The 18,858-nt window shown below is 53.2% G+C and carries 12 protein-coding genes, 7 tRNA genes, 8 other RNA genes and 1 pseudogene; 19 read left to right on the top strand and 9 right to left on the bottom strand.

The window, feature by feature from the left end; translation table 11 throughout:
* The first annotated feature begins 33 nt into the window (after positions 1 to 33).
* From ACLD11_RS02835 to ACLD11_RS02765, 15 genes are all read left to right on the top strand, one after another.
* Positions 34 to 175: non-coding RNA, RtT sRNA (locus ACLD11_RS02835), on the top strand.
* Between the two features lie 28 nt (positions 176 to 203).
* Positions 204 to 288: transfer RNA gene (locus ACLD11_RS02830), tRNA-Tyr, on the top strand.
* 44 nt (positions 289 to 332) lie between these two features.
* Positions 333 to 464, top strand: a non-coding RNA gene (locus ACLD11_RS02825) — RtT sRNA.
* A 34-nt stretch (positions 465 to 498) separates the two neighbouring features.
* Positions 499 to 583: transfer RNA gene (locus tag ACLD11_RS02820), tRNA-Tyr, on the top strand.
* A gap of 44 nt (positions 584 to 627) precedes the next feature.
* Positions 628 to 759: non-coding RNA, RtT sRNA (locus ACLD11_RS02815), on the top strand.
* Positions 760 to 793: 34 nt separating this feature from the next.
* Positions 794 to 878: transfer RNA gene (locus ACLD11_RS02810), tRNA-Tyr, on the top strand.
* 44 nt (positions 879 to 922) lie between these two features.
* Positions 923 to 1,054, top strand: a non-coding RNA gene (locus ACLD11_RS02805) — RtT sRNA.
* 34 nt (positions 1,055 to 1,088) lie between these two features.
* Positions 1,089 to 1,173 (top strand) — tRNA-Tyr (locus ACLD11_RS02800).
* A gap of 44 nt (positions 1,174 to 1,217) precedes the next feature.
* Positions 1,218 to 1,349, top strand: a non-coding RNA gene (locus ACLD11_RS02795) — RtT sRNA.
* A gap of 34 nt (positions 1,350 to 1,383) precedes the next feature.
* Positions 1,384 to 1,468: transfer RNA gene (locus ACLD11_RS02790), tRNA-Tyr, on the top strand.
* 44 nt (positions 1,469 to 1,512) lie between these two features.
* Positions 1,513 to 1,644: non-coding RNA, RtT sRNA (locus ACLD11_RS02785), on the top strand.
* A 34-nt stretch (positions 1,645 to 1,678) separates the two neighbouring features.
* A tRNA-Tyr gene (locus ACLD11_RS02780) sits at positions 1,679 to 1,763 on the top strand.
* Positions 1,764 to 1,807: 44 nt separating this feature from the next.
* Positions 1,808 to 1,939, top strand: a non-coding RNA gene (locus tag ACLD11_RS02775) — RtT sRNA.
* A gap of 34 nt (positions 1,940 to 1,973) precedes the next feature.
* A tRNA-Tyr gene (locus tag ACLD11_RS02770) sits at positions 1,974 to 2,058 on the top strand.
* 50 nt (positions 2,059 to 2,108) lie between these two features.
* A non-coding RNA gene (locus ACLD11_RS02765) (RtT sRNA) lies at positions 2,109 to 2,240 on the top strand.
* A gap of 210 nt (positions 2,241 to 2,450) precedes the next feature.
* Here ACLD11_RS02765 and narI read toward each other — a convergent pair.
* From narI to narK, 5 genes are all read right to left on the bottom strand, one after another.
* Positions 2,451 to 3,128: a respiratory nitrate reductase subunit gamma gene (narI, locus tag ACLD11_RS02760; protein WP_045343554.1), complete on the bottom strand. Its 678-nt coding sequence runs from the start codon at positions 3,126 to 3,128 to the stop codon at positions 2,451 to 2,453.
* Complete coding sequence (gene narJ, locus ACLD11_RS02755; protein ID WP_411014508.1) at positions 3,128 to 3,838, bottom strand: nitrate reductase molybdenum cofactor assembly chaperone; 711 nt, start codon at positions 3,836 to 3,838, stop codon at positions 3,128 to 3,130. The genes narI and narJ overlap by 1 nt, the downstream gene beginning before the upstream one ends.
* The gene (gene narH / locus ACLD11_RS02750; RefSeq protein WP_000702614.1) at positions 3,835 to 5,373 is read right to left on the bottom strand and encodes a nitrate reductase subunit beta; all 1,539 of its coding nucleotides are present in this window, start codon (positions 5,371 to 5,373) and stop codon (positions 3,835 to 3,837) included. Before narH ends, narJ begins: the two co-directional genes overlap by 4 nt.
* Positions 5,370 to 9,113 carry a nitrate reductase subunit alpha gene (locus ACLD11_RS02745; protein WP_411014507.1) on the bottom strand — a complete coding sequence of 1,248 codons (3,744 nt, stop codon included), beginning with the start codon at positions 9,111 to 9,113 and terminating at the stop codon, positions 5,370 to 5,372. Before ACLD11_RS02745 ends, narH begins: the two co-directional genes overlap by 4 nt.
* 387 nt (positions 9,114 to 9,500) lie before the next feature.
* Positions 9,501 to 10,898, bottom strand: coding sequence for a nitrate transporter NarK (narK, locus tag ACLD11_RS02740; protein WP_000019850.1), 1,398 nt, complete (start codon positions 10,896 to 10,898; stop codon positions 9,501 to 9,503).
* 338 nt (positions 10,899 to 11,236) lie between these two features.
* Between narK and narX the strand changes: the two genes are divergently transcribed.
* Positions 11,237 to 13,033, top strand: a complete 1,797-nt coding sequence (narX, locus tag ACLD11_RS02735) for a nitrate/nitrite two-component system sensor histidine kinase NarX (RefSeq protein WP_000476244.1) — start codon at positions 11,237 to 11,239, stop codon at positions 13,031 to 13,033.
* Positions 13,026 to 13,676, top strand: a complete 651-nt coding sequence (gene narL / locus ACLD11_RS02730; RefSeq protein ID WP_001064598.1) for a two-component system response regulator NarL — start codon at positions 13,026 to 13,028, stop codon at positions 13,674 to 13,676. Before narX ends, narL begins: the two co-directional genes overlap by 8 nt.
* On the opposite strand, the gene ACLD11_RS02725 is transcribed toward narL, so the two are convergent.
* Positions 13,677 to 15,101: a YchO/YchP family invasin gene (locus tag ACLD11_RS02725; protein ID WP_001116352.1), complete on the bottom strand. Its 1,425-nt coding sequence runs from the start codon at positions 15,099 to 15,101 to the stop codon at positions 13,677 to 13,679.
* Positions 15,102 to 15,278: 177 nt separating this feature from the next.
* Here ACLD11_RS02725 and ACLD11_RS02720 point away from each other — a divergent pair, with 177 nt between their 5' ends.
* Positions 15,279 to 15,632 (top strand): DsrE/DsrF/TusD sulfur relay family protein, encoded by a 354-nt coding sequence (locus ACLD11_RS02720; RefSeq protein ID WP_001179794.1) that lies wholly within the window; start codon positions 15,279 to 15,281, stop codon positions 15,630 to 15,632.
* Positions 15,633 to 15,711: 79 nt separating this feature from the next.
* Here ACLD11_RS02720 and chaB read toward each other — a convergent pair whose 3' ends face one another.
* Positions 15,712 to 15,942, bottom strand: coding sequence for a putative cation transport regulator ChaB (gene chaB / locus ACLD11_RS02715; protein WP_023176685.1), 231 nt, complete (start codon positions 15,940 to 15,942; stop codon positions 15,712 to 15,714).
* Positions 15,943 to 16,208: 266 nt separating this feature from the next.
* Between chaB and chaA the strand changes: the two genes are divergently transcribed.
* Positions 16,209 to 17,309, top strand: coding sequence for a sodium-potassium/proton antiporter ChaA (chaA, locus tag ACLD11_RS02710; RefSeq protein WP_000148418.1), 1,101 nt, complete (start codon positions 16,209 to 16,211; stop codon positions 17,307 to 17,309).
* A 53-nt stretch (positions 17,310 to 17,362) separates the two neighbouring features.
* Here chaA and kdsA read toward each other — a convergent pair whose 3' ends face one another.
* Both kdsA and ACLD11_RS02700 read right to left on the bottom strand, forming a co-directional pair.
* Complete coding sequence (kdsA, locus tag ACLD11_RS02705; protein ID WP_000811046.1) at positions 17,363 to 18,217, bottom strand: 3-deoxy-8-phosphooctulonate synthase; 855 nt, start codon at positions 18,215 to 18,217, stop codon at positions 17,363 to 17,365.
* Positions 18,218 to 18,254: 37 nt separating this feature from the next.
* A pseudogene (locus tag ACLD11_RS02700) lies at positions 18,255 to 18,800 on the bottom strand (tetratricopeptide repeat protein); the annotation flags it as partial.
* Positions 18,801 to 18,858: the final 58 nt, after the last annotated feature.

The following is an 18,858-nucleotide window of genomic DNA, read 5'->3' as shown; positions in this document are numbered from 1 at the left end:
CAGTATTAAGCATTACCCCGTAGTGGGGTTCCCGAGCGATCATAAGGGAGCTGACTGTAAATCTGCCGTCATCGACTTCAAGGTTCGACTCGAGCAATAGTGAGAGAACGTTGCCGCAGGCAACGGCCCGAAGGGTGAGGAGCTTTAGCTCCGAATAATCCTTCCCGCTATAGAATGCAAGCAGCATAATGAATTTACCCCGTGGTGGGGTTCCCGAGCGGCCAAAGGGAGCAGACTGTAAATCTGCCGTCATCGACTTCGAAGGTTCGAATCCTTCCCCCACCACCATTATTCACTACAGCGATGTAGTTAACTCGATGAGCAATGCAGAAGTTTGCACTTGTCGGGGAAGGGTGAGAACCTTCGATTAAGGTTCGACTCGAGCGAAAGCGAGAGAACGTTGCCAACGGCAACGGCTCGTAGGGTGAGGAGCGAAGCGACGAATAATCCTTCCCCCACCACCATCTTCAAGCTTTACCTACAATTTGAATTACCCCTGGTGGGGTTCCCGAGCGGCCAAAGGGAGCAGACTGTAAATCTGCCGTCATCGACTTCGAAGGTTCGAATCCTTCCCCCACCACCATTATTCACTACAGCGATGTAGTTAACTCGATGAGCAATGCAGAAGTTTGCACTTGTCGGGGAAGGGTGAGAACCTTCGATTAAGGTTCGACTCGAGCGAAAGCGAGAGAACGTTGCCAACGGCAACGGCTCGTAGGGTGAGGAGCGAAGCGACGAATAATCCTTCCCCCACCACCATCTTCAAGCTTTACCTACAATTTGAATTACCCCTGGTGGGGTTCCCGAGCGGCCAAAGGGAGCAGACTGTAAATCTGCCGTCATCGACTTCGAAGGTTCGAATCCTTCCCCCACCACCATTATTCACTACAGCGATGTAGTTAACTCGATGAGCAATGCAGAAGTTTGCACTTGTCGGGGAAGGGTGAGAACCTTCGATTAAGGTTCGACTCGAGCGAAAGCGAGAGAACGTTGCCAACGGCAACGGCTCGTAGGGTGAGGAGCGAAGCGACGAATAATCCTTCCCCCACCACCATCTTCAAGCTTTACCTACAATTTGAATTACCCCTGGTGGGGTTCCCGAGCGGCCAAAGGGAGCAGACTGTAAATCTGCCGTCATCGACTTCGAAGGTTCGAATCCTTCCCCCACCACCATTATTCACTACAGCGATGTAGTTAACTCGATGAGCAATGCAGAAGTTTGCACTTGTCGGGGAAGGGTGAGAACCTTCGATTAAGGTTCGACTCGAGCGAAAGCGAGAGAACGTTGCCAACGGCAACGGCTCGTAGGGTGAGGAGCGAAGCGACGAATAATCCTTCCCCCACCACCATCTTCAAGCTTTACCTACAATTTGAATTACCCCTGGTGGGGTTCCCGAGCGGCCAAAGGGAGCAGACTGTAAATCTGCCGTCATCGACTTCGAAGGTTCGAATCCTTCCCCCACCACCATTATTCACTACAGCGATGTAGTTAACTCGATGAGCAATGCAGAAGTTTGCACTTGTCGGGGAAGGGTGAGAACCTTCGATTAAGGTTCGACTCGAGCGAAAGCGAGAGAACGTTGCCAACGGCAACGGCTCGTAGGGTGAGGAGCGAAGCGACGAATAATCCTTCCCCCACCACCATCTTCAAGCTTTACCTACAATTTGAATTACCCCTGGTGGGGTTCCCGAGCGGCCAAAGGGAGCAGACTGTAAATCTGCCGTCATCGACTTCGAAGGTTCGAATCCTTCCCCCACCACCATTATTCACTACAGCGATGTAGTTAACTCGATGAGCAATGCAGAAGTTTGCACTTGTCGGGGAAGGGTGAGAACCTTCGATTAAGGTTCGACTCGAGCGAAAGCGAGAGAACGTTGCCAACGGCAACGGCTCGTAGGGTGAGGAGCGAAGCGACGAATAATCCTTCCCCCACCACCATCTTCAAGCTTTACCTACAATTTGAATTACCCCTGGTGGGGTTCCCGAGCGGCCAAAGGGAGCAGACTGTAAATCTGCCGTCATCGACTTCGAAGGTTCGAATCCTTCCCCCACCACCATCATGATCTTCAGAAAGCATCTAATCTTCATTCGACATCGGTTTGTCATAATTCTACCCATGTGGGGAAGGATGAGAAGCTTCGACTAAGGTTCGATTCGAGCGAAAGCGAGAAAGCGTTGCCAACGGCAACGACCCGAAGGGCGAAGCGCGCAGCGCTGAGTCATCCTTCCCCCACCACCATCACTTCCCAGTCGCACTTCAGCAAAATCAAACCTTAATGTTCTATATTCTGCCCTCGATACTTGCCCGCAATATGCCTGATGCGCTGCGCTTATCAGGCCTACAGGAGAGTTGACGCCTGCGTAGGCCGGATAAGGCATTTATGCCGCCATCCGGCAAACAGCCATAAAAAAACTCCGCCGAAGCGGAGTTTAGGGCATCGAGAGAAAATCAGTGACGCGCACGTACAATCTGGTATTTGCGGGTCAGGTACTCGACCGGCACGCTCCAGATATGCACCAAGCGCGAGAATGGGAATAACAGGAACAGCGTCATCCCCAGTACCAGGTGCATACGGAAGATAAAGGCCACACCGTCCAGATGTGCGGATGCGCCACCGTGGAAGGTCACAACTGACTGCGCCCACCCGACCAGCTTCATCATTTCACTCCCGTCCATATGCCGGGCGGAGAACGGAATGGTCAGCAGACCCAGCGCGCACTGAATCACCAGCAATGAGAGAATCAAAATATCTGCGCCGGTAGTGGTGGCGCGGACACGTGGGCTGAACAGACGACGCTTGAGCAGTAAAATACCGCCAACCAGCGTCAGTACTCCGCAGGCGCCGCCGGCAATCATCGCCATCTTCTGCTTCACGTCGACCGGCAGAAAAGCTTCATACATCCAGTGCGGCGTTAACATGCCCAGGAAGTGACCGGCGAAAATACCCAGAATCCCAATGTGGAACAGGTTTGACGCCAGGTTCATTCCCTTGCGATCCAGCATCTGACTGGAAGCCGCCCGCCAGGTGTACTGGCCGTAGTCGTAACGTAACCAGCTACCGATCAGAAATACCGATCCGGCAATGTACGGGTAGATATCAAAGAAGAACATATTCAGGAAGTGCATTAGTGCTGTCCTCCGGTGGTGATATTCAGATATTGCGGCACCACGGCCCCGGCAAAACGACGCTGGTGAGCGGAGATTTCCGACTCGCCACACCCCTGATCGGCGAAGAATTTCACCTGCTCTTCTTCCCAGACCGCATCCAGCGCCTGTGGGGTATCATCACGTGCTTCATTCGCAATTTTTTCAGCCACTTTACCGCTATCGATAACGGTATTCGCCAGTTTTAACAGCAGATCGAACAGCACCGCATAACGGCTGTCACGCTGTTGCAAACGTGCGCTGAGCAGCGCCAGAATCGGCGCGATATCCTGTAAACCCCCTAACGCTTCGCTTTTCGGCAACTGCGCAAGGTATTCCAGATACAGCGGCAGATGATCGGGAAGTTCGCGGCTGTCGAGCTGCAAACCGTGCTGCTCATACTGTGCCATCAGGTCAACCATCGCCTGACCGCGGTCACGGGATTCCCCGTGAACATGTTCAAACAGCAGCAGCGATGTGGCGCGACCGCGGTCAAACAGTTCACTGTAGGCGGCCTGTACATCCAGCATGTCCTGCGCGGTTAAATCGCGCAGGAAAACGCCCAGAGTCTGGGCATCCTCTTTATCCAGGTTCTCAGATGACGCGAGCGCATCGAACAGCTCCTGCTGATGCTGCCACAGGGCAGCATCCGGGTACTCGAGCAGACGCGAAACAATGACGAGTTCAATCATGCGTGCGGCTCCGTTTTGCTGGTCACATCAACAGCGTCGATGCGGCGGCTGTTGAACAGATTGAATTTGGTATCAGACCCGTGGCAACCATCGCCGAAGGTAAAGCCACAACCGCTTTTCTCCGGGAATGCGTCACGCGCCAGTTCACGATGGCTGCTCGGCACCACAAAGCGATCTTCATAATTAGCAATTGCCAGGTAACGATACATTTCCTGCGCCTGCGCTTCGCTTAAACCCACCTCTTCCAGCGCGCGGGTATCCACTTTACCGTCTACGGTTTCCGCACGTTTGTAGTGACGCATCGCCAGCATCCGTTTCAGCGCCAACAGCACCGGCTGGGTATCGCCTGCGGTCAGCAAATTTGCCAGGTACTGCACCGGGATACGCAGACTGTCTACATCCGGCAGAATACCGTTGCTGCCCAGTTCACCCGCGTCGGCGGCAGACTGAATCGGTGACAAAGGCGGCACGTACCAGACCATCGGCAGCGTGCGGTATTCCGGATGCAGCGGCAGCGCCAGCTTCCAGTCCATCGCCATTTTGTACACTGGCGATTGCTGCGCCGCATCGATCACGCTCTGCGGCACGCCGTCCTTCAGCGCCTGCTCAATGACAGCCGGATCGTTCGGATCGAGGAACACGTCCAGTTGACGCTGGTACAGATCTTTTTCGTTTTCCGTACTGGCGGCGCTTTCAATGGCATCGGCGTCATACAGCAGTACGCCAAGATAACGGATACGGCCCACGCAGGTTTCCGAGCAAACAGTCGGCTGACCAGCTTCGATACGCGGGTAGCAGAAGATGCACTTCTCGGACTTGCCGCTCTTCCAGTTGAAGTAAATTTTCTTGTACGGGCAACCGGTGATACACATCCGCCAGCCGCGGCACTTGTCCTGGTCGATCAGCACGATGCCATCTTCTTCACGCTTGTAGATAGCACCGCTCGGGCAGGTCGCCACGCACGCCGGGTTGAGACAGTGCTCGCACAGGCGCGGCAGGTACATCATGAAGGTGTTTTCGAACTGGCCGTACATCGCCTTCTGCATGTTTTCGAAGTTCTGGTCTTTGGCGCGTTTTTCGAACTCACCGCCCAGAATCTCTTCCCAGTTTGGCCCGCTGGTAATTTTGTCCATCCGCTGGCCGGTAATCAGCGAGCGCGGACGGGCAATCGGCTGCGCTTTGCTGCCTTCCGGCGCGGTGTGCAGATTCTGATAGTCGAAATCAAACGGCTCGTAGTAGTCGTCGATGCCCGGCAGATGCGGGTTAGCGAAGATTTTACCCAGCAGCAGCGCCCGGTTGCCCATGCGCGGCTGTAGTTTGCCGTTGATTTTGCGGATCCAGCCGCCTTTCCATTTTTCCTGATTTTCCCAGTCATTCGGAAAACCAACGCCAGGCTTACTTTCCACGTTGTTAAACCAGGCGTATTCCATACCTTCACGGCTGGTCCAGACGTTTTTACAGGTGACTGAACAGGTATGACAGCCGATGCACTTATCGAGATTCAGCACCATGCCGACTTGTGAACGAATTTTCATTTTACGCTCTCCTGTACCTGGTCATTGCCTTCGCCATCCAACCAGTTAATGTTCTTCATCTTACGTACCACGACAAACTCATCGCGGTTGGAGCCGACGGTGCCGTAGTAGTTAAAGCCGTAGGCTAACTGCGCATAGCCGCCGATCATATGGGTCGGTTTCGGCGTAATGCGCGTCACCGAGTTATGAATACCGCCGCGCTGCTGGGTAATTTCCGACCCCGGCAGGTTTACGATACGTTCTTGCGCGTGGTACATCATGGTCATTCCCGCCGGTACACGCTGGCTGACAACCGCACGTGCCGTCAGCGCACCGTTGCTGTTGAAGACTTCGATCCAGTCGTTATCTTCAATGCCCAGCTCTTTGGCGTCGGTTTCGCTCATCCATACAATCGGGCCGCCACGCGACAAGGTCAGCATCAACAGGTTATCGCTGTAGGTCGAGTGGATACCCCATTTCTGGTGCGGCGTAAGGAAGTTGAGCGCCTTCTCCGGATTACCGTTGGATTTACGCCCCATCACCGCTTTCACCGAGCGGGTATCGATCGGTGGGCGATACACCAGCAAACTTTCGCCGAAGTCGCGCATCCACTGGTGATCCTGATACAACTGTTGGCGACCAGACAGCGTACGCCACGGGATCAGCTCGTGAACGTTGGTATAACCGGCGTTATAAGAAACATGCTCATCTTCCAGACCAGACCAGGTCGGGCTGGAGATAATTTTGCGCGGCTGGGCCTGAATATCGCGGAAGCGGATTTTCTCTTCTTCTTTATTGGTTGCCAGATGCGTATGGTCGCGACCGGTAAACTCGCTCAGCGCCGCCCAGGCTTTCACCGCCACCTGACCGTTGGTTTCCGGCGCTAACGTCAGGATCATCTCTGCCGCGTCAATCGCCGTGTTGAGCATCGGCTGACCTTTCGCCGGACCGTCCGCTTTGGTGTAATTGAGCTTACGCAGCAAGTCCATTTCGCTCTGCGTGTTCCAGGCAATCCCTTTCCCGCCGTTGCCGATTTTCTCCATCAGCGGGCCGATAGAGGTAAAGCGTTCGTAAGTCGCCGGATAATCGCGCTCGACGGTCATGATGTGCGGCGCGGTTTTCCCTGGAATCAGATCGCATTCGCCTTTTTTCCAGTCTTTCACGTCCAGCGGCTGCGCCAGTTCAGCGGCAGAATCGTGCTGGATCGGCAGCGTCACGACGTCAGTCTCTTTACCCAGGTGGCCTATACAGACTTCGGAGAATTTCTTCGCAATGCCTTTGTAGATTTCCCAGTCGCTTTTCGATTCCCAGGCCGGATCTACGGCGGCAGACAGCGGATGAATAAACGGATGCATATCCGAGGTATTCATATCGTCTTTTTCATACCAGGTCGCCGTCGGCAGTACGATATCGGAGTACAGGCAGGTGCTCGACAGGCGGAAATCCAGCGTCACCACCAGATCCAGTTTGCCGTCCAGGCCATTGTCACGCCACTCCACTTCTTCCGGCTTCACACCGCCCTGTTTACCCAGATCCAGCCCCTGAATACCATGCTCAGTACCCAGCAGATATTTCAGCATGTACTCATGGCCCTTACCGGAAGACCCAAGCAGGTTTGAACGCCAGATGAACAGGTTACGCGGGTGGTTTTTACCGTTTTCCGGCTGCTCGGCGGCAAAGCGAATCGAACCCTCTTTCAGGGATTTGACGGTATAGTCTACCGGCGTCATACCGGCTTTTTCCGCTTCACGCGCAATGTACAGCGGGTTAGTGCCTAACTGCGGCGCCGACGGCAACCAGCCCATACGCTCGGCGCGCACATTGAAGTCAATCAGATGACCGCTATAGCGGGATTTGTCCGCCATCGGCGACAGTAATTCCTCGGCGGTCACCGTCTCGTAGCGCCACTGGCTGGAGTGGTTATAGAAGTAAGAGGTGCTGTTCATGTGACGCGCCGGACGCTGCCAGTCAAGGGCAAACGCCAGCGGCTGCCAGCCGGTTTGCGGGCGCAGTTTTTCCTGGCCGACGTAGTGCGCCCAGCCGCCGCCGCTCTGACCAACGCACCCACAGAACACCAACATATTGATCAGCCCGCGATAGTTCATATCGAGGTGATACCAGTGGTTCAGACCGGCGCCAACGATAATCATTGAACGCCCGTGCGTTTTGTCCGCGTTATCGGCGAACTCCCGTGCGATACGGATGATCTGCGCCCGCGGCACGCCGGTGATCTGCTCGGCCCATGCTGGCGTATATGCTTTGGTATCGTCATAACTGGCGGCACAATTATCATCGTTCAGGCCGCGTTCCAGACCATAGTTAGCCATGGTCAGATCGTAAACGGTAGTGACTAACGCGGTAGAACCATCGGCCAGTTGCAGACGTTTTGCCGGCAGTTTATGCAGCAGGACGTTATCCAGCGCCACATGATTAAAGTACTCTGAACCCTCGCCGCCGAAATACGGGAAGCCCACGTCAGCAATCTCATCCTGGCTACCCAGCAAGCTGAGCTGCAATTCAGTTTCTGCACCGGTAGTCCCGTCGCGCTGTTCGAGGTTCCATTTGCCTTTTTCACCCCAGCGGAAGCCGATGGAGCCATTTGGCGCCACCATTTCACCGTTGCTGTTGATAGCGACGGTTTTCCATTCCGGGTTATTTTCCTGCCCCAGCGAATCAACGAGATCGGCAGCGCGCAGCATACGACCTGCGGCATAATAACCATCACGCTCTTCAAGCATCACCAGCATTGGCATGTCGGTATAGCGGCGGACATAATCGGTGAAGTACTGGCGCGGGTTGTCGAGGTGGAATTCGCGCAGCATGACGTGGCCCATCGCCAGCGCCATCGCCGCATCGGTCCCCTGCTTCGGCGCCAGCCACAGATCGCACAGTTTGGCGATTTCAGCATAGTCCGGCGTCACCGCGACGGTTTTAGTGCCTTTGTAACGTACTTCGGTAAAGAAGTGGGCGTCCGGCGTACGGGTTTGCGGCACGTTAGAGCCCCAGGCGATAATATAGCTGGAGTTGTACCAGTCAGCGGATTCCGGCACGTCGGTCTGCTCGCCCCAGGTTTGCGGGGAGGCTGGCGGCAGGTCGCAGTACCAGTCGTAGAAGCTCAGGCAGGTGCCGCCAATCAGCGAAAGATAACGTGCGCCGGAAGCGTAGGAAACCATCGACATCGCCGGGATGGGTGAGAAGCCCGCGACGCGGTCAGGGCCATAGGTTTTCACGGTGTACACGTTGGAGGCGGCGATCAGCTCGTTCACTTCCTGCCATGAGGAGCGAACAAAGCCGCCACGACCACGCGCCTGTTTGAAGCTTTTGGCTTTATCGGCATCTTCAATGATTGAGGCCCATGCCTCTACCGGATCGCGATGCAGTTTTTTCGCCTCGCGCCACATCTTCATCAGACGTTTGCGCATTAGCGGATATTTCAGTCGGTTAGCGCTGTAGAGATACCAGGAGTAACTTGCCCCGCGCGGGCAGCCGCGAGGTTCATGGTTTGGCATATCAGGACGGGTGCGCGGGTAATCGGTTTGCTGTGTTTCCCAGGTCACCAGACCATTTTTGACATAAATTTTCCAGCTACAAGAACCGGTGCAGTTCACCCCATGGGTTGAGCGCACAATTTTGTCATGCTGCCAACGTTGGCGGTATCCGTCCTCCCAGTCCCGGTTTGTTTCGAGAAGCTGGCCGTGCCCATCGGCAAAGGTTTCGCCCTTCTGCTTGAAGTAGCGAAACCGGTCCAGGAATTTACTCATCGGGTTTCTCCTGTGTGGAACCTTACGGCTCTCTGATAAATCGACATTGCTTAACTAAGGGCGAAGGTAACGCGCTGAATGGGCGTGAGAATTGATAACGATCAAGGCGGACAGGGATGCAAATGGCGCGCTAACCTCCTGTATACTCCTTTTGGAGGAGGAGTTTTATTTATATATCTTACTGATTTAAATACATAAAATTAAATTTACGCACAACGTGAATGTTAAATTTTCAACAAGTGGGTATTAAGGGGTATCCCCCTGAATGACCGATAAAGATGTGCGTGGTTAGCCCTGTCGCGTCTCTCTTTTTGACTATAAGTATGTTGTAACTAAATGCAGGTAAAAAAAAGCGCGGTCTAACGCCGCGCAAAGGATAATCAAAAGTTACTTTTTATTTTTAGAATGACGTCCATATACCGCCCAGGTAATAACGACGCAGGCGATATAGAAAATAAGAAAGACTTTCATCGCGCCGACTGGCGAACCGGTTAATGCTAAAGATGAACCAAACGCTTTCGGAATAAAAAAGCCGCCAATCGCGCCAATCGCGGAAATAAAGCCCAGCGCCGCCGCCGTATCGGTCGCCGCTTCACGCATGGCTCTTTCTTCCGACCCGCCTTCCGCTTTTACCCGGTCCATCGTCAGTTTACGGAAGATAACGGAGATCATCTGGAAGGTAGAACCACTCCCCAGCCCAGCCGTCAGGAACAGCGCCAGAAATACCCCGTAGAACGCGATAAAGCTACCGCCAACGCCGCCAGTAGGTAATGTCAGGAACAGCAGACCGCTGAAAATCGCCATCAGGACAAAGTTGATAAGCGTGACGCGGGTCCCCCCCAGACGGTCAGAAATTGCGCCGCCTGCCGAACGCGCCAGCGCGCCGATAAACGGACCGAAAAACGCATAATGCAGGATCTGCACATCCGGGAATTGCGTTTTAGACAGCATAGCGAACCCCGCGGAGAAACCGATAAACGATCCGAAGGTCGCCAGATATAGCAGACTCATGATCCACAGATGACCACGTTTGAGCACCGGCAGTTGCTCTTTTAGCGAGGCCTTAGACGTCGCCAGTTCGTTCATGCCGAACCACGCTGCCAGCGTAAAAATGGCCAGGAAAGGCACCCAAATCCAGGCTGCGTTCGCCAGATAGAGCTGAGAACCGTCCGGCTGCTCTACACCGTGGCTGCCAAAGGCGGCAAAGATAGAGAGCGAAACCACCAGCGGCGCAACCAGCTGCATCACGCTCACGCCCATATTGCCCAGACCGCCGTTCAAACCCAGCGCGCCGCCCTGCTTTTGTTTAGGAAAGAAAAAGCTGATGTTCGCCATACTGGAGGCAAAGTTCGCGCCGGCAAAACCACACAGCAAGGAAATAATAATGAAAGTGCTAAATGGCGTACTGGTATCCTGAACGGCAAAGCCTAACCATACGCAAGGCACGATGAGGATACCGGTACTGAACGCTGTCCAGCGACGTCCGCCAAATAGCGGCACCATAAAGGAGTAAGGCACCCGTAGCAGCGCGCCGGAAACAGATGGCAGCGCAGTCAACATAAAGAGCTGATCGGTCGTAAAATTAAATCCCACTTTCGGCAGGTTCACCGCCACTGCGCTGAATAGCATCCAGACGCAAAACGCCAGCAGTAAACACGGGACAGAAATCCACAAATTACGGCTGGCGACACGATGGCCGCGCTGCTGCCAGAATGCCGGATCTTCCGGACGCCATTCCGTGATAACAGCGCCAGTTGCCCTTTCCGGGGCGGATGAGTGACTCATAGACACCTCTGATTCTTGATTTGATGTCTGCCACATTAGGGTTTACTGCCGAAGGTAAGTTGATATAAATCAAAGGAAAAGTCGTCATCACCGGCGACTAAAAAGCGTTATCACCCTTAATGAGTAGGCTATTTTGGTAAAAAAGCTGTGGTTTTTCACCATGCTGTGTCTGTCTACTCCTTCCCGTCGCAGATACCTCTCTACGACGGCAATTAAGGAGTAACTCGTTATAGGTATGGGTATACTCCGCTGTATCGTTGAGAATAGCGGCACAGCCGATTGACGCCCCTTTTTTGCTACGTTTTTTCGGCGACATTACCCCGAAGAAAGAAGGTAACATGTTTAAACGGTGTTTCTCTCCTCTTACGCTGGTTAACCAACTGGCGCTGATTGTCATGCTCTCTACCGCTATCGGCGTGGCGGGGATGGCGGTTTCCGGCTGGCTGGTTCAGGGCGTGCAGGGTAGCGCTCATGCGATTAATAAAGCGGGCTCATTGCGTATGCAAAGCTATCGACTACTGGCCGCTGTCCCGCTGGATGCTAAAGATCAAAAGCTGCTGGATGAGATGGAGCAAACGGCATTCAGCCCTGAACTGACCCGCGCCGCTGAGCGAGACGGGCAGCAGAAGCAGCTTAAAGCGTTGCAGGATTACTGGCATAACGAACTCTCGCCAGGACTACAGCACGCGCAAAACGCGCACGCGGTCGCAGAAGATGTCACGCGCTTTGTGGCGGGCCTGGATCGCCTGGTGACGTCGTTCGACCATACTACTGAATTGCGTATCGAACGCGTGGTATTAGTTCACCGGGTAATGGCGATCTTTATGGCGCTATTGCTGGTATTTACGATTATCTGGCTACGTGTTCGCCTTTTGCAGCCCTGGAAACAGTTATTATCAATGGCGCGCGCCGTCAGTCAGCGCGACTTTACCCAACGTGCCAATATCAGTGGACGCAATGAGATGGCCGCGTTGGGTTCTGCGCTCAATAACATGTCTGAAGAGCTGGCCGAAAGTTATGCGGTACTGGAACAGCGCGTACAGGAAAAAACAGCCGGTCTGGAACATAAAAACCAGATTCTCTCGTTTTTGTGGCAAGCCAACCGCCGACTGCATTCACAGGCTCCGCTATGTGAGCGTCTTTCACCGGTACTGAATGGCCTGCAAAATTTAACCCAGTTGCATGATATTGAGCTGCGAGTCTATGACCTGGAAGATGAAGATAATCACCAGGAATTTACCTGTCAGTCGGACATCAGTTGCGATGATAAAGGCTGCCACCTTTGCCCACGTAGCGCCCTGCCGATGATTAACGGCGGCACCACCTTAAAATGGCGGCTCACCGACTCTCACACCCAATACGGTATTTTGCTGGCGACGCTGCCCTATGGACGCCATCTCAGCCACGATCAGCAACAGTTGGTGGACACGCTGGTTGAACAGCTGACCGCGACTCTGGCGCTCGACAGGCATCAGGAGCGCCAGCAGCAGTTGATTGTCATGGAAGAGCGTGCCACCATTGCCCGCGAACTGCATGATTCTATTGCCCAGTCGCTCTCTTGTATGAAGATGCAGGTGAGCTGCCTGCAAATGCAGGGCGACGTGTTACCGGAAAGCAGCCGTGAGTTACTCAGCCAAATTCGCAATGAGCTAAACTGCTCCTGGGCGCAACTGCGCGAACTGTTAACCACTTTCCGGTTACAGTTGACGGAACCCGGGCTACGTCCGGCGCTGGAAGCAAGCTGCCAGGAGTTCAGCGCCCGGTTTGGCTTTACGGTAAAACTGGATTATCAGCTTCCCCCCCGCCTGGTGCCGTCACACCAGGCGATACACCTGTTGCAAATTGCCAGGGAAGCCCTCAGCAACGCCCTTAAACACTCTCATGCCGACGATGTGGTGGTGACAGTGACGCAATGTGGCAAACAGGTCAAACTAAAAGTGCAGGATAATGGCTGCGGCGTCCCGGAAAACGCCGAACGCAGTAATCACTACGGCATGATCATCATGCGCGATCGGGCGCAAAGTTTGCGCGGCGATTGCCAGGTACGCCGACGCGAGACTGGCGGAACAGAGGTCACTGTTACTTTTATTCCAGAAACAAACTTCACAGAAACCCAGGGAGATACCCATGAATAATCAGGAACCGGCAACTATCCTGTTAATTGACGACCATCCGATGCTACGCACGGGTGTAAAGCAGCTTGTGAGTATGGCGCCCGATATCAGCGTGGTCGGAGAAGCCAGCAACGGTGAGCAGGGTATTGACCTGGCGGAATCGCTCGATCCCGATCTGATCCTCCTTGATTTGAATATGCCGGGAATGAATGGTCTCGAAACGCTGGATAAATTACGCGAAAAAGCGCTGTCAGGACGTATTGTCGTTTTCAGCGTATCCAACCATGAAGAAGATGTCGTCACGGCGCTAAAGCGCGGCGCGGACGGTTATCTGTTAAAAGACATGGAGCCTGAGGACTTGCTCAAAGCGTTACAACAGGCCGCCGCCGGCGAAATGGTATTAAGTGAAGCGTTAACGCCGGTACTGGCGGCCAGCCTGCGGGCCAACCGCGCCACCACCGATCGCGATGTAACGCAACTCACCCCGCGTGAGCGCGATATTCTGAAGCTCATCGCGCAGGGATTGCCGAATAAGATGATTGCCCGACGTCTGGATATCACCGAAAGTACGGTCAAAGTGCACGTGAAACATATGCTCAAGAAAATGAAGCTGAAATCGCGCGTGGAGGCCGCCGTCTGGGTGCATCAGGAACGCATCTTTTAATTATTGCTCCTGGAACGGTTGCCAATGCGGATTATCGTCCGGCATCGTGATAAACGGTTCAGTCAGCGCGAGCGTGATCTCATTGGAAGAGACACGCTGACCTTTTTCATCCTCAACCACCACCGATAAACGCCAGCGATTTGCCGCGCCTTCGCGGTGATCCCAGGCCGGCATAATGATTGTCCAGCCCTCGGTACTGCGGGTGTCCGTTCCTGCCGTCAAACTTAATGCCTGTGTATCGCCCTGCCAGCTCAAATGACGAATACCGTGCACGCTGCGCACCTGCAATTTTAACGCAACCGTCTCACCAGGCGTAAGATCCCAGGGCGGCGTCGCCAGAAAAACCGTTAACGTTTTACGCTGCCGATACTCCATTGTCGGCAGCGAGTTACGTTGCGGCGTATCATAGCGGCTACCGCGTAATGACTGGCTTTGCGCCACTTCACTGGCGGCAAGCTGCTTTTTGAGCGGCACGCCGAAGCGGTAGTTAAGCGTCAGCCCCAGGTTATTCTGACTGACCCCGCTCTCGCCCTGTTTGTGCTGGGCGGTCATGGTAAGCAAAGGTACTGGCGTATAGTTGAGACCCAGTTTTAACGCGACAGGATTGTGATACCCCGTTCCGGAGTCAAACAGATCCACGCTATCGCCAAAGTACTGCTCCAGACTAACGCTGGTATTGATATGCTGGTAAAACGGCAGCCGCATTTGCGCGTTGATATCATACCCGCGCGCCATTCGCTGTTCTAAGGTCGCCGTATGCGTCTGCCAGTCGGCAAAAGGCTGATAATAGTTGGCGGATAAACGCAAATATTCTCCCCACGCCTCCGCGCCAAAGCCGGCGCGCTGCAAATTTTCATCCAGCAGATTATCGTAAAAGGTATTATAGCCAAGAAGCCAGCCATCCTGCGCCCAGCGCTGTCCTATGCCAACGTTGCTTACCAGTCCGTCAGTCTGTTGCGTAAGACCAAGCTGGCTCCAGGTCAGATAGCGCTGTTTATCCTGTAAAGGGATAAACCAGCTTCCGCGACTGCCGTTAAAATGACCTTCGTTATCGACGTTAATATCCACGCTGGCGCTGCCCCAGGCTGATAGCCAGCTTTCAAGCTGCTGGTTAACCTGCTCGCTGACCACATCGCGTACCTGTCCGAAAGCGAATTGCCGCGCCTGTTCACCGGTATCCAGATCGTTATTTTTCATGCTGGCTTCGCCAAACGCTTTGGCCATCTCGGCAAAATGCTTTTCCCCTTCGTGGGATTCCGGCATCATGCCTAAATCCGGCAGACGGTTTTGCGTGAAAGGATCTTGCGCCTGCGCACGGATCGTACCGCTGGCAGCCAGCAAGAGAAGCGAGAGTGAGAATGAACGAAAAACAATACGGCTCAACGTGTCGGCAACTTCTACAACAAAAGATAAGAGGAATGGCATCAGAGTAAACCATAACGTGTCCGGACAGGTTTTGCAGCCTTTTCTCGTGCTTCCAGGAATATCCTTATTTTTTTCCGCAGAGCGTCCCGGGATTTTATCCACGCATTTGGCGGCACCCGGTTCCCGAGGTAACATAACGCCATTGCCGACAAAATTTCTCGAGGAGAAGGGTTATTCATGCAAAATATCGTCATTATCGCTAACGGCGCCGCCTACGGCAGCGAATCATTATTTAATAGCCTGCGTCTGGCCATTGCGCTGCGCGAGCAGGAAAGCCATCTCGATTTACGCCTGTTTTTGATGTCAGATGCCGTAACCGCAGGGTTACGCGGTCAAAAACCAGCCGAAGGCTACAATATTCAGCAAATGCTGGAAATTCTGACCGCGCAAAACGTACCGGTAAAATTATGCAAAACCTGTGCGGACGGACGTGGTATCACTCCACTGCCGCTGATTGACGGTGTGGAAATCGGAACGCTGGTCGAGCTGGCGCAATGGACGCTGGCGGCGGACAAAGTGCTGACATTTTGAATCTGTACGCGGGAAAAGCTCCCGCGTCAGGATAGACTTCCGGCAAGAAAATCAGGCTAACACGTGAGTAATACCGCGTTTATTTTTTCTTATGCCATTTATCATCCTCGCCTTTTTCATAATCGTTTTTAACCGCCGCCCAGGCGACTTTGTGTGCGGTTTCCTCGCGACTGGCGTCATCACGACGATCGGCTTTATCTTTATATTGCTCCCAGGCGCTATTAAACGCTTCTTTGTAAATTTCCTGGGCATGGGCTGGAAGAACATTCCGCACATTATCGGGTAAATCACTTTTGGCTTTATACGGCATCACCGCCTCCGTCTTCAGGGAAAACATTAAGTGTGGTAAACAATGCGTTATTACGCCAGTCGAGGAGGATTTTTGCTTTTTACGGAAATTAACTTTTTGTTATTTAAACACTGTTAAAACAAGATGCTTGTTTTACTGACCTTGAAAGAAAAAAATCGTCTACGCCGTAAAACTACGTAAAAAACCACTAAAAAAATACAAATTTCTGCTATTTTTACCTTCTTTACTCTTTCCAAAATATTAACACCTGCACAAGGGAGACCCTCATGACACATGCCTGTGAGGCGGTGAAAACCCGCCATAAGGAGACTTCGCTTATTTTCCCGGTTCTTGCGCTGGTAGTGCTGTTCCTTTGGGGAAGCAGCCAGTCACTACCAGTGGTTATTGGCATCAATATCCTTGCACTTATTGGTATTTTAAGCAGCGCATTTAGCGTGGTCCGTCATGCCGATGTATTAGCGCACCGACTCGGCGAACCCTATGGATCGCTTATTTTAAGCCTGTCCGTCGTTATTCTTGAGGTGAGTTTAATTTCCGCGCTGATGGCTACCGGCGATGCTGCGCCAACGCTTATGCGCGATACGCTCTACTCTATTATTATGATTGTCACCGGGGGACTGGTCGGTTTCTCGTTGTTGTTGGGCGGGCGTAAATTCGCAACGCAATATATGAATTTATTTGGGATTAAGCAGTATCTTATCGCGCTATTTCCGCTGGCGATTATTGTGCTGGTTTTTCCCATGGCATTGCCGCAAGCCAATTTTTCTACTGGTCAGGCATTATTGGTCGCGTTAATTTCCGCCGCGATGTACGGCGTATTTTTGTTGATTCAAACCAAAACGCACCAGAGCTTATTTATCTATGAACATGAAGATGAAGGCGATGATGACAATCCACACCACGGTAAACCCTCCGCGCACAGTAGCGGCTGGCATACGGTCTGGTTACTCATTCATTTAATTGCGGTCATTGCCGTTACCAAAATGAATGCCAGCCCGCTGGAGGCGTTGCTGACCAGCATGAACGCCCCGGTCGCCTTTACCGGTTTCCTGGTCGCGTTGTTAATTCTCTCGCCGGAAGGACTGGGCGCGCTGAAGGCGGTACTGAATAATCAGGTTCAGCGGGCAATGAATCTGTTCTTCGGATCGGTGTTGGCGACGATTTCATTAACCGTGCCGGTTGTCACGCTCATCGCCTGGGCGACAGGTAATGATCTGGTGTTTGGTTTAGGCGCGCCGGAAATGGTAGTGATGGTGGCCTCGTTAGTGCTGTGCCATATTTCGTTCTCTACCGGACGCACCAACGTGCTAAACGGCGCGGCGCATCTGGCTTTATTTGCCGCCTATCTGATGACGATTTTTGCCTGATATAAAAAAGCCGGATAGTATCTTATCCGGCCTACACAAGCTAAAAACCGCAATCAGTTCTCGGTATCCAGCTCGTCGAAGCTTTTCACCAAATCATCAATCGCTTTTATCTGGGTCAGGAACTGCTCCAGTTTCGCCAGCGGCAGTGCGGAAGGACCGTCGCACTTCGCGTTAGCCGGGTCCGGATGCGACTCCAGGAACAGGCCCGCCAGACCGACAGCCATACCGGCGCGCGCCAGCTCGGTCACCTGACCACGACGACCGCCCGAGGCAGCGCCAAATGGGTCGCGGCATTGCAGCGCATGGGTAACGTCGAAAATCACCGGCGAGTTGCCGGAGACCTTTTTCATCACGCTAAAGCCCAGCATATCCACCACAAGGTTGTCATAACCGAAGTTCGCGCCGCGGTCGCACAGAATCACCTTATCGTTACCGCCCTCATGGAACTTATCCACGATATTGCCCATCTGACCCGGGCTTACGAACTGCGGCTTTTTCACGTTAATCACAGCGCCGGTTTTCGCCATCGCTTCCACCAGGTCGGTCTGGCGCGCCAGAAACGCCGGGAGCTGAATCACGTCAACCACATCAGCCACAGGCTGCGCCTGGCTGGCTTCATGGACGTCAGTGATCACTTTTACGCCAAATGTCTGTTTGAGTTCCTGGAAGATTTTCATCCCTTCTTCCAGACCCGGCCCACGGTAAGAGTGAATAGAGGAACGGTTGGCTTTATCAAAAGAGGCCTTGAACACGTAAGGAATACCCAGCTTCTGGGTAACGGTTACGTAGTGCTCACAAATGCGCATTGCCAGATCGCGTGACTCCAGCACGTTCATACCGCCAAACAGCACAAACGGCAGGTCATTTGCCACCTTAATGTCGCCAATGTTAACCACTTTTTGTTTCATAGGATCGCCTTACACTTATAGGTAAAATGTCGGTTAATTAATGTAGAACAATTTGCTTGTGCGCAATGGTGTTGATCTGCGCACGAATCATTTCGCTGATCGGGTCTTCCGGACACTGTTCAACGAAGTAGCTTAAATCAGTCAGCGCAACGTGTTCACACTCAAGCTGCGCGTAGATCAACCCGCGGTCACGGATTTCGTAAGGATCTTCCGGGTTAAATTGCAACAATGCTTCGCTAACGCGCAGCGCCAGCTCCATTTGCCGTTCCTCCATCAGCGAGGATTTCAGCGTATCCAGTAGCTTACGAATCACTTCGGCGTTATCCGCTTCGTCCAAATCTTCATTAAACAACTCGGCGACCGGACTAATACTGCCTTTTAACCAGACTTCCAGAGTATGTTCATCAAGCGTTTCACCGTTGAACGGGTTAATCAGCCACATTTCCCCTTCCAGCGATTCAATACGCAAAATCAACTGTGTTGGGAAGATAACGGGCACCAACGGCAAATCAAGACGGTTTGCTATCCATAATAAAATAGCGCCCAACGATACCGCGCTACCCTGGCGTTTTTTCAGGACTTTAGACTTTCAAACCTCTGTAACGTCAACCAGTCCGCAACCGGACTGGTTCTTCTGTTAT

It is taken from the genome of Salmonella sp. 741265116_PST (genome assembly GCF_046567715.1).
Classification (GTDB): domain Bacteria; phylum Pseudomonadota; class Gammaproteobacteria; order Enterobacterales; family Enterobacteriaceae; genus Salmonella; species Salmonella enterica.
This window is presented reverse-complemented; position numbering and strand designations above follow the sequence as displayed.

What these genes read in the sequence shown, in the direction of transcription:
- chaA (WP_000148418.1), top strand. Translation starts at nt 16,209, where the DNA reads ATGACACATGCCTGTGAGGCGGTGAAAACCCGCCATAAGGAGACTTCG.
- narK (WP_000019850.1), bottom strand. Translation starts at nt 10,898, where the DNA reads ATGAGTCACTCATCCGCCCCGGAAAGGGCAACTGGCGCTGTTATCACG.
- ACLD11_RS02720 (WP_001179794.1), top strand. Translation starts at nt 15,279, where the DNA reads ATGCAAAATATCGTCATTATCGCTAACGGCGCCGCCTACGGCAGCGAA.
- narJ (WP_411014508.1), bottom strand. Translation starts at nt 3,838, where the DNA reads ATGATTGAACTCGTCATTGTTTCGCGTCTGCTCGAGTACCCGGATGCT.
- ACLD11_RS02745 (WP_411014507.1), bottom strand. Translation starts at nt 9,113, where the DNA reads ATGAGTAAATTCCTGGACCGGTTTCGCTACTTCAAGCAGAAGGGCGAA.
- narL (WP_001064598.1), top strand. Translation starts at nt 13,026, where the DNA reads ATGAATAATCAGGAACCGGCAACTATCCTGTTAATTGACGACCATCCG.
- narX (WP_000476244.1), top strand. Translation starts at nt 11,237, where the DNA reads ATGTTTAAACGGTGTTTCTCTCCTCTTACGCTGGTTAACCAACTGGCG.
- narH (WP_000702614.1), bottom strand. Translation starts at nt 5,373, where the DNA reads ATGAAAATTCGTTCACAAGTCGGCATGGTGCTGAATCTCGATAAGTGC.
- narI (WP_045343554.1), bottom strand. Translation starts at nt 3,128, where the DNA reads ATGCACTTCCTGAATATGTTCTTCTTTGATATCTACCCGTACATTGCC.
- chaB (WP_023176685.1), bottom strand. Translation starts at nt 15,942, where the DNA reads ATGCCGTATAAAGCCAAAAGTGATTTACCCGATAATGTGCGGAATGTT.
- kdsA (WP_000811046.1), bottom strand. Translation starts at nt 18,217, where the DNA reads ATGAAACAAAAAGTGGTTAACATTGGCGACATTAAGGTGGCAAATGAC.
- ACLD11_RS02725 (WP_001116352.1), bottom strand. Translation starts at nt 15,101, where the DNA reads ATGCCATTCCTCTTATCTTTTGTTGTAGAAGTTGCCGACACGTTGAGC.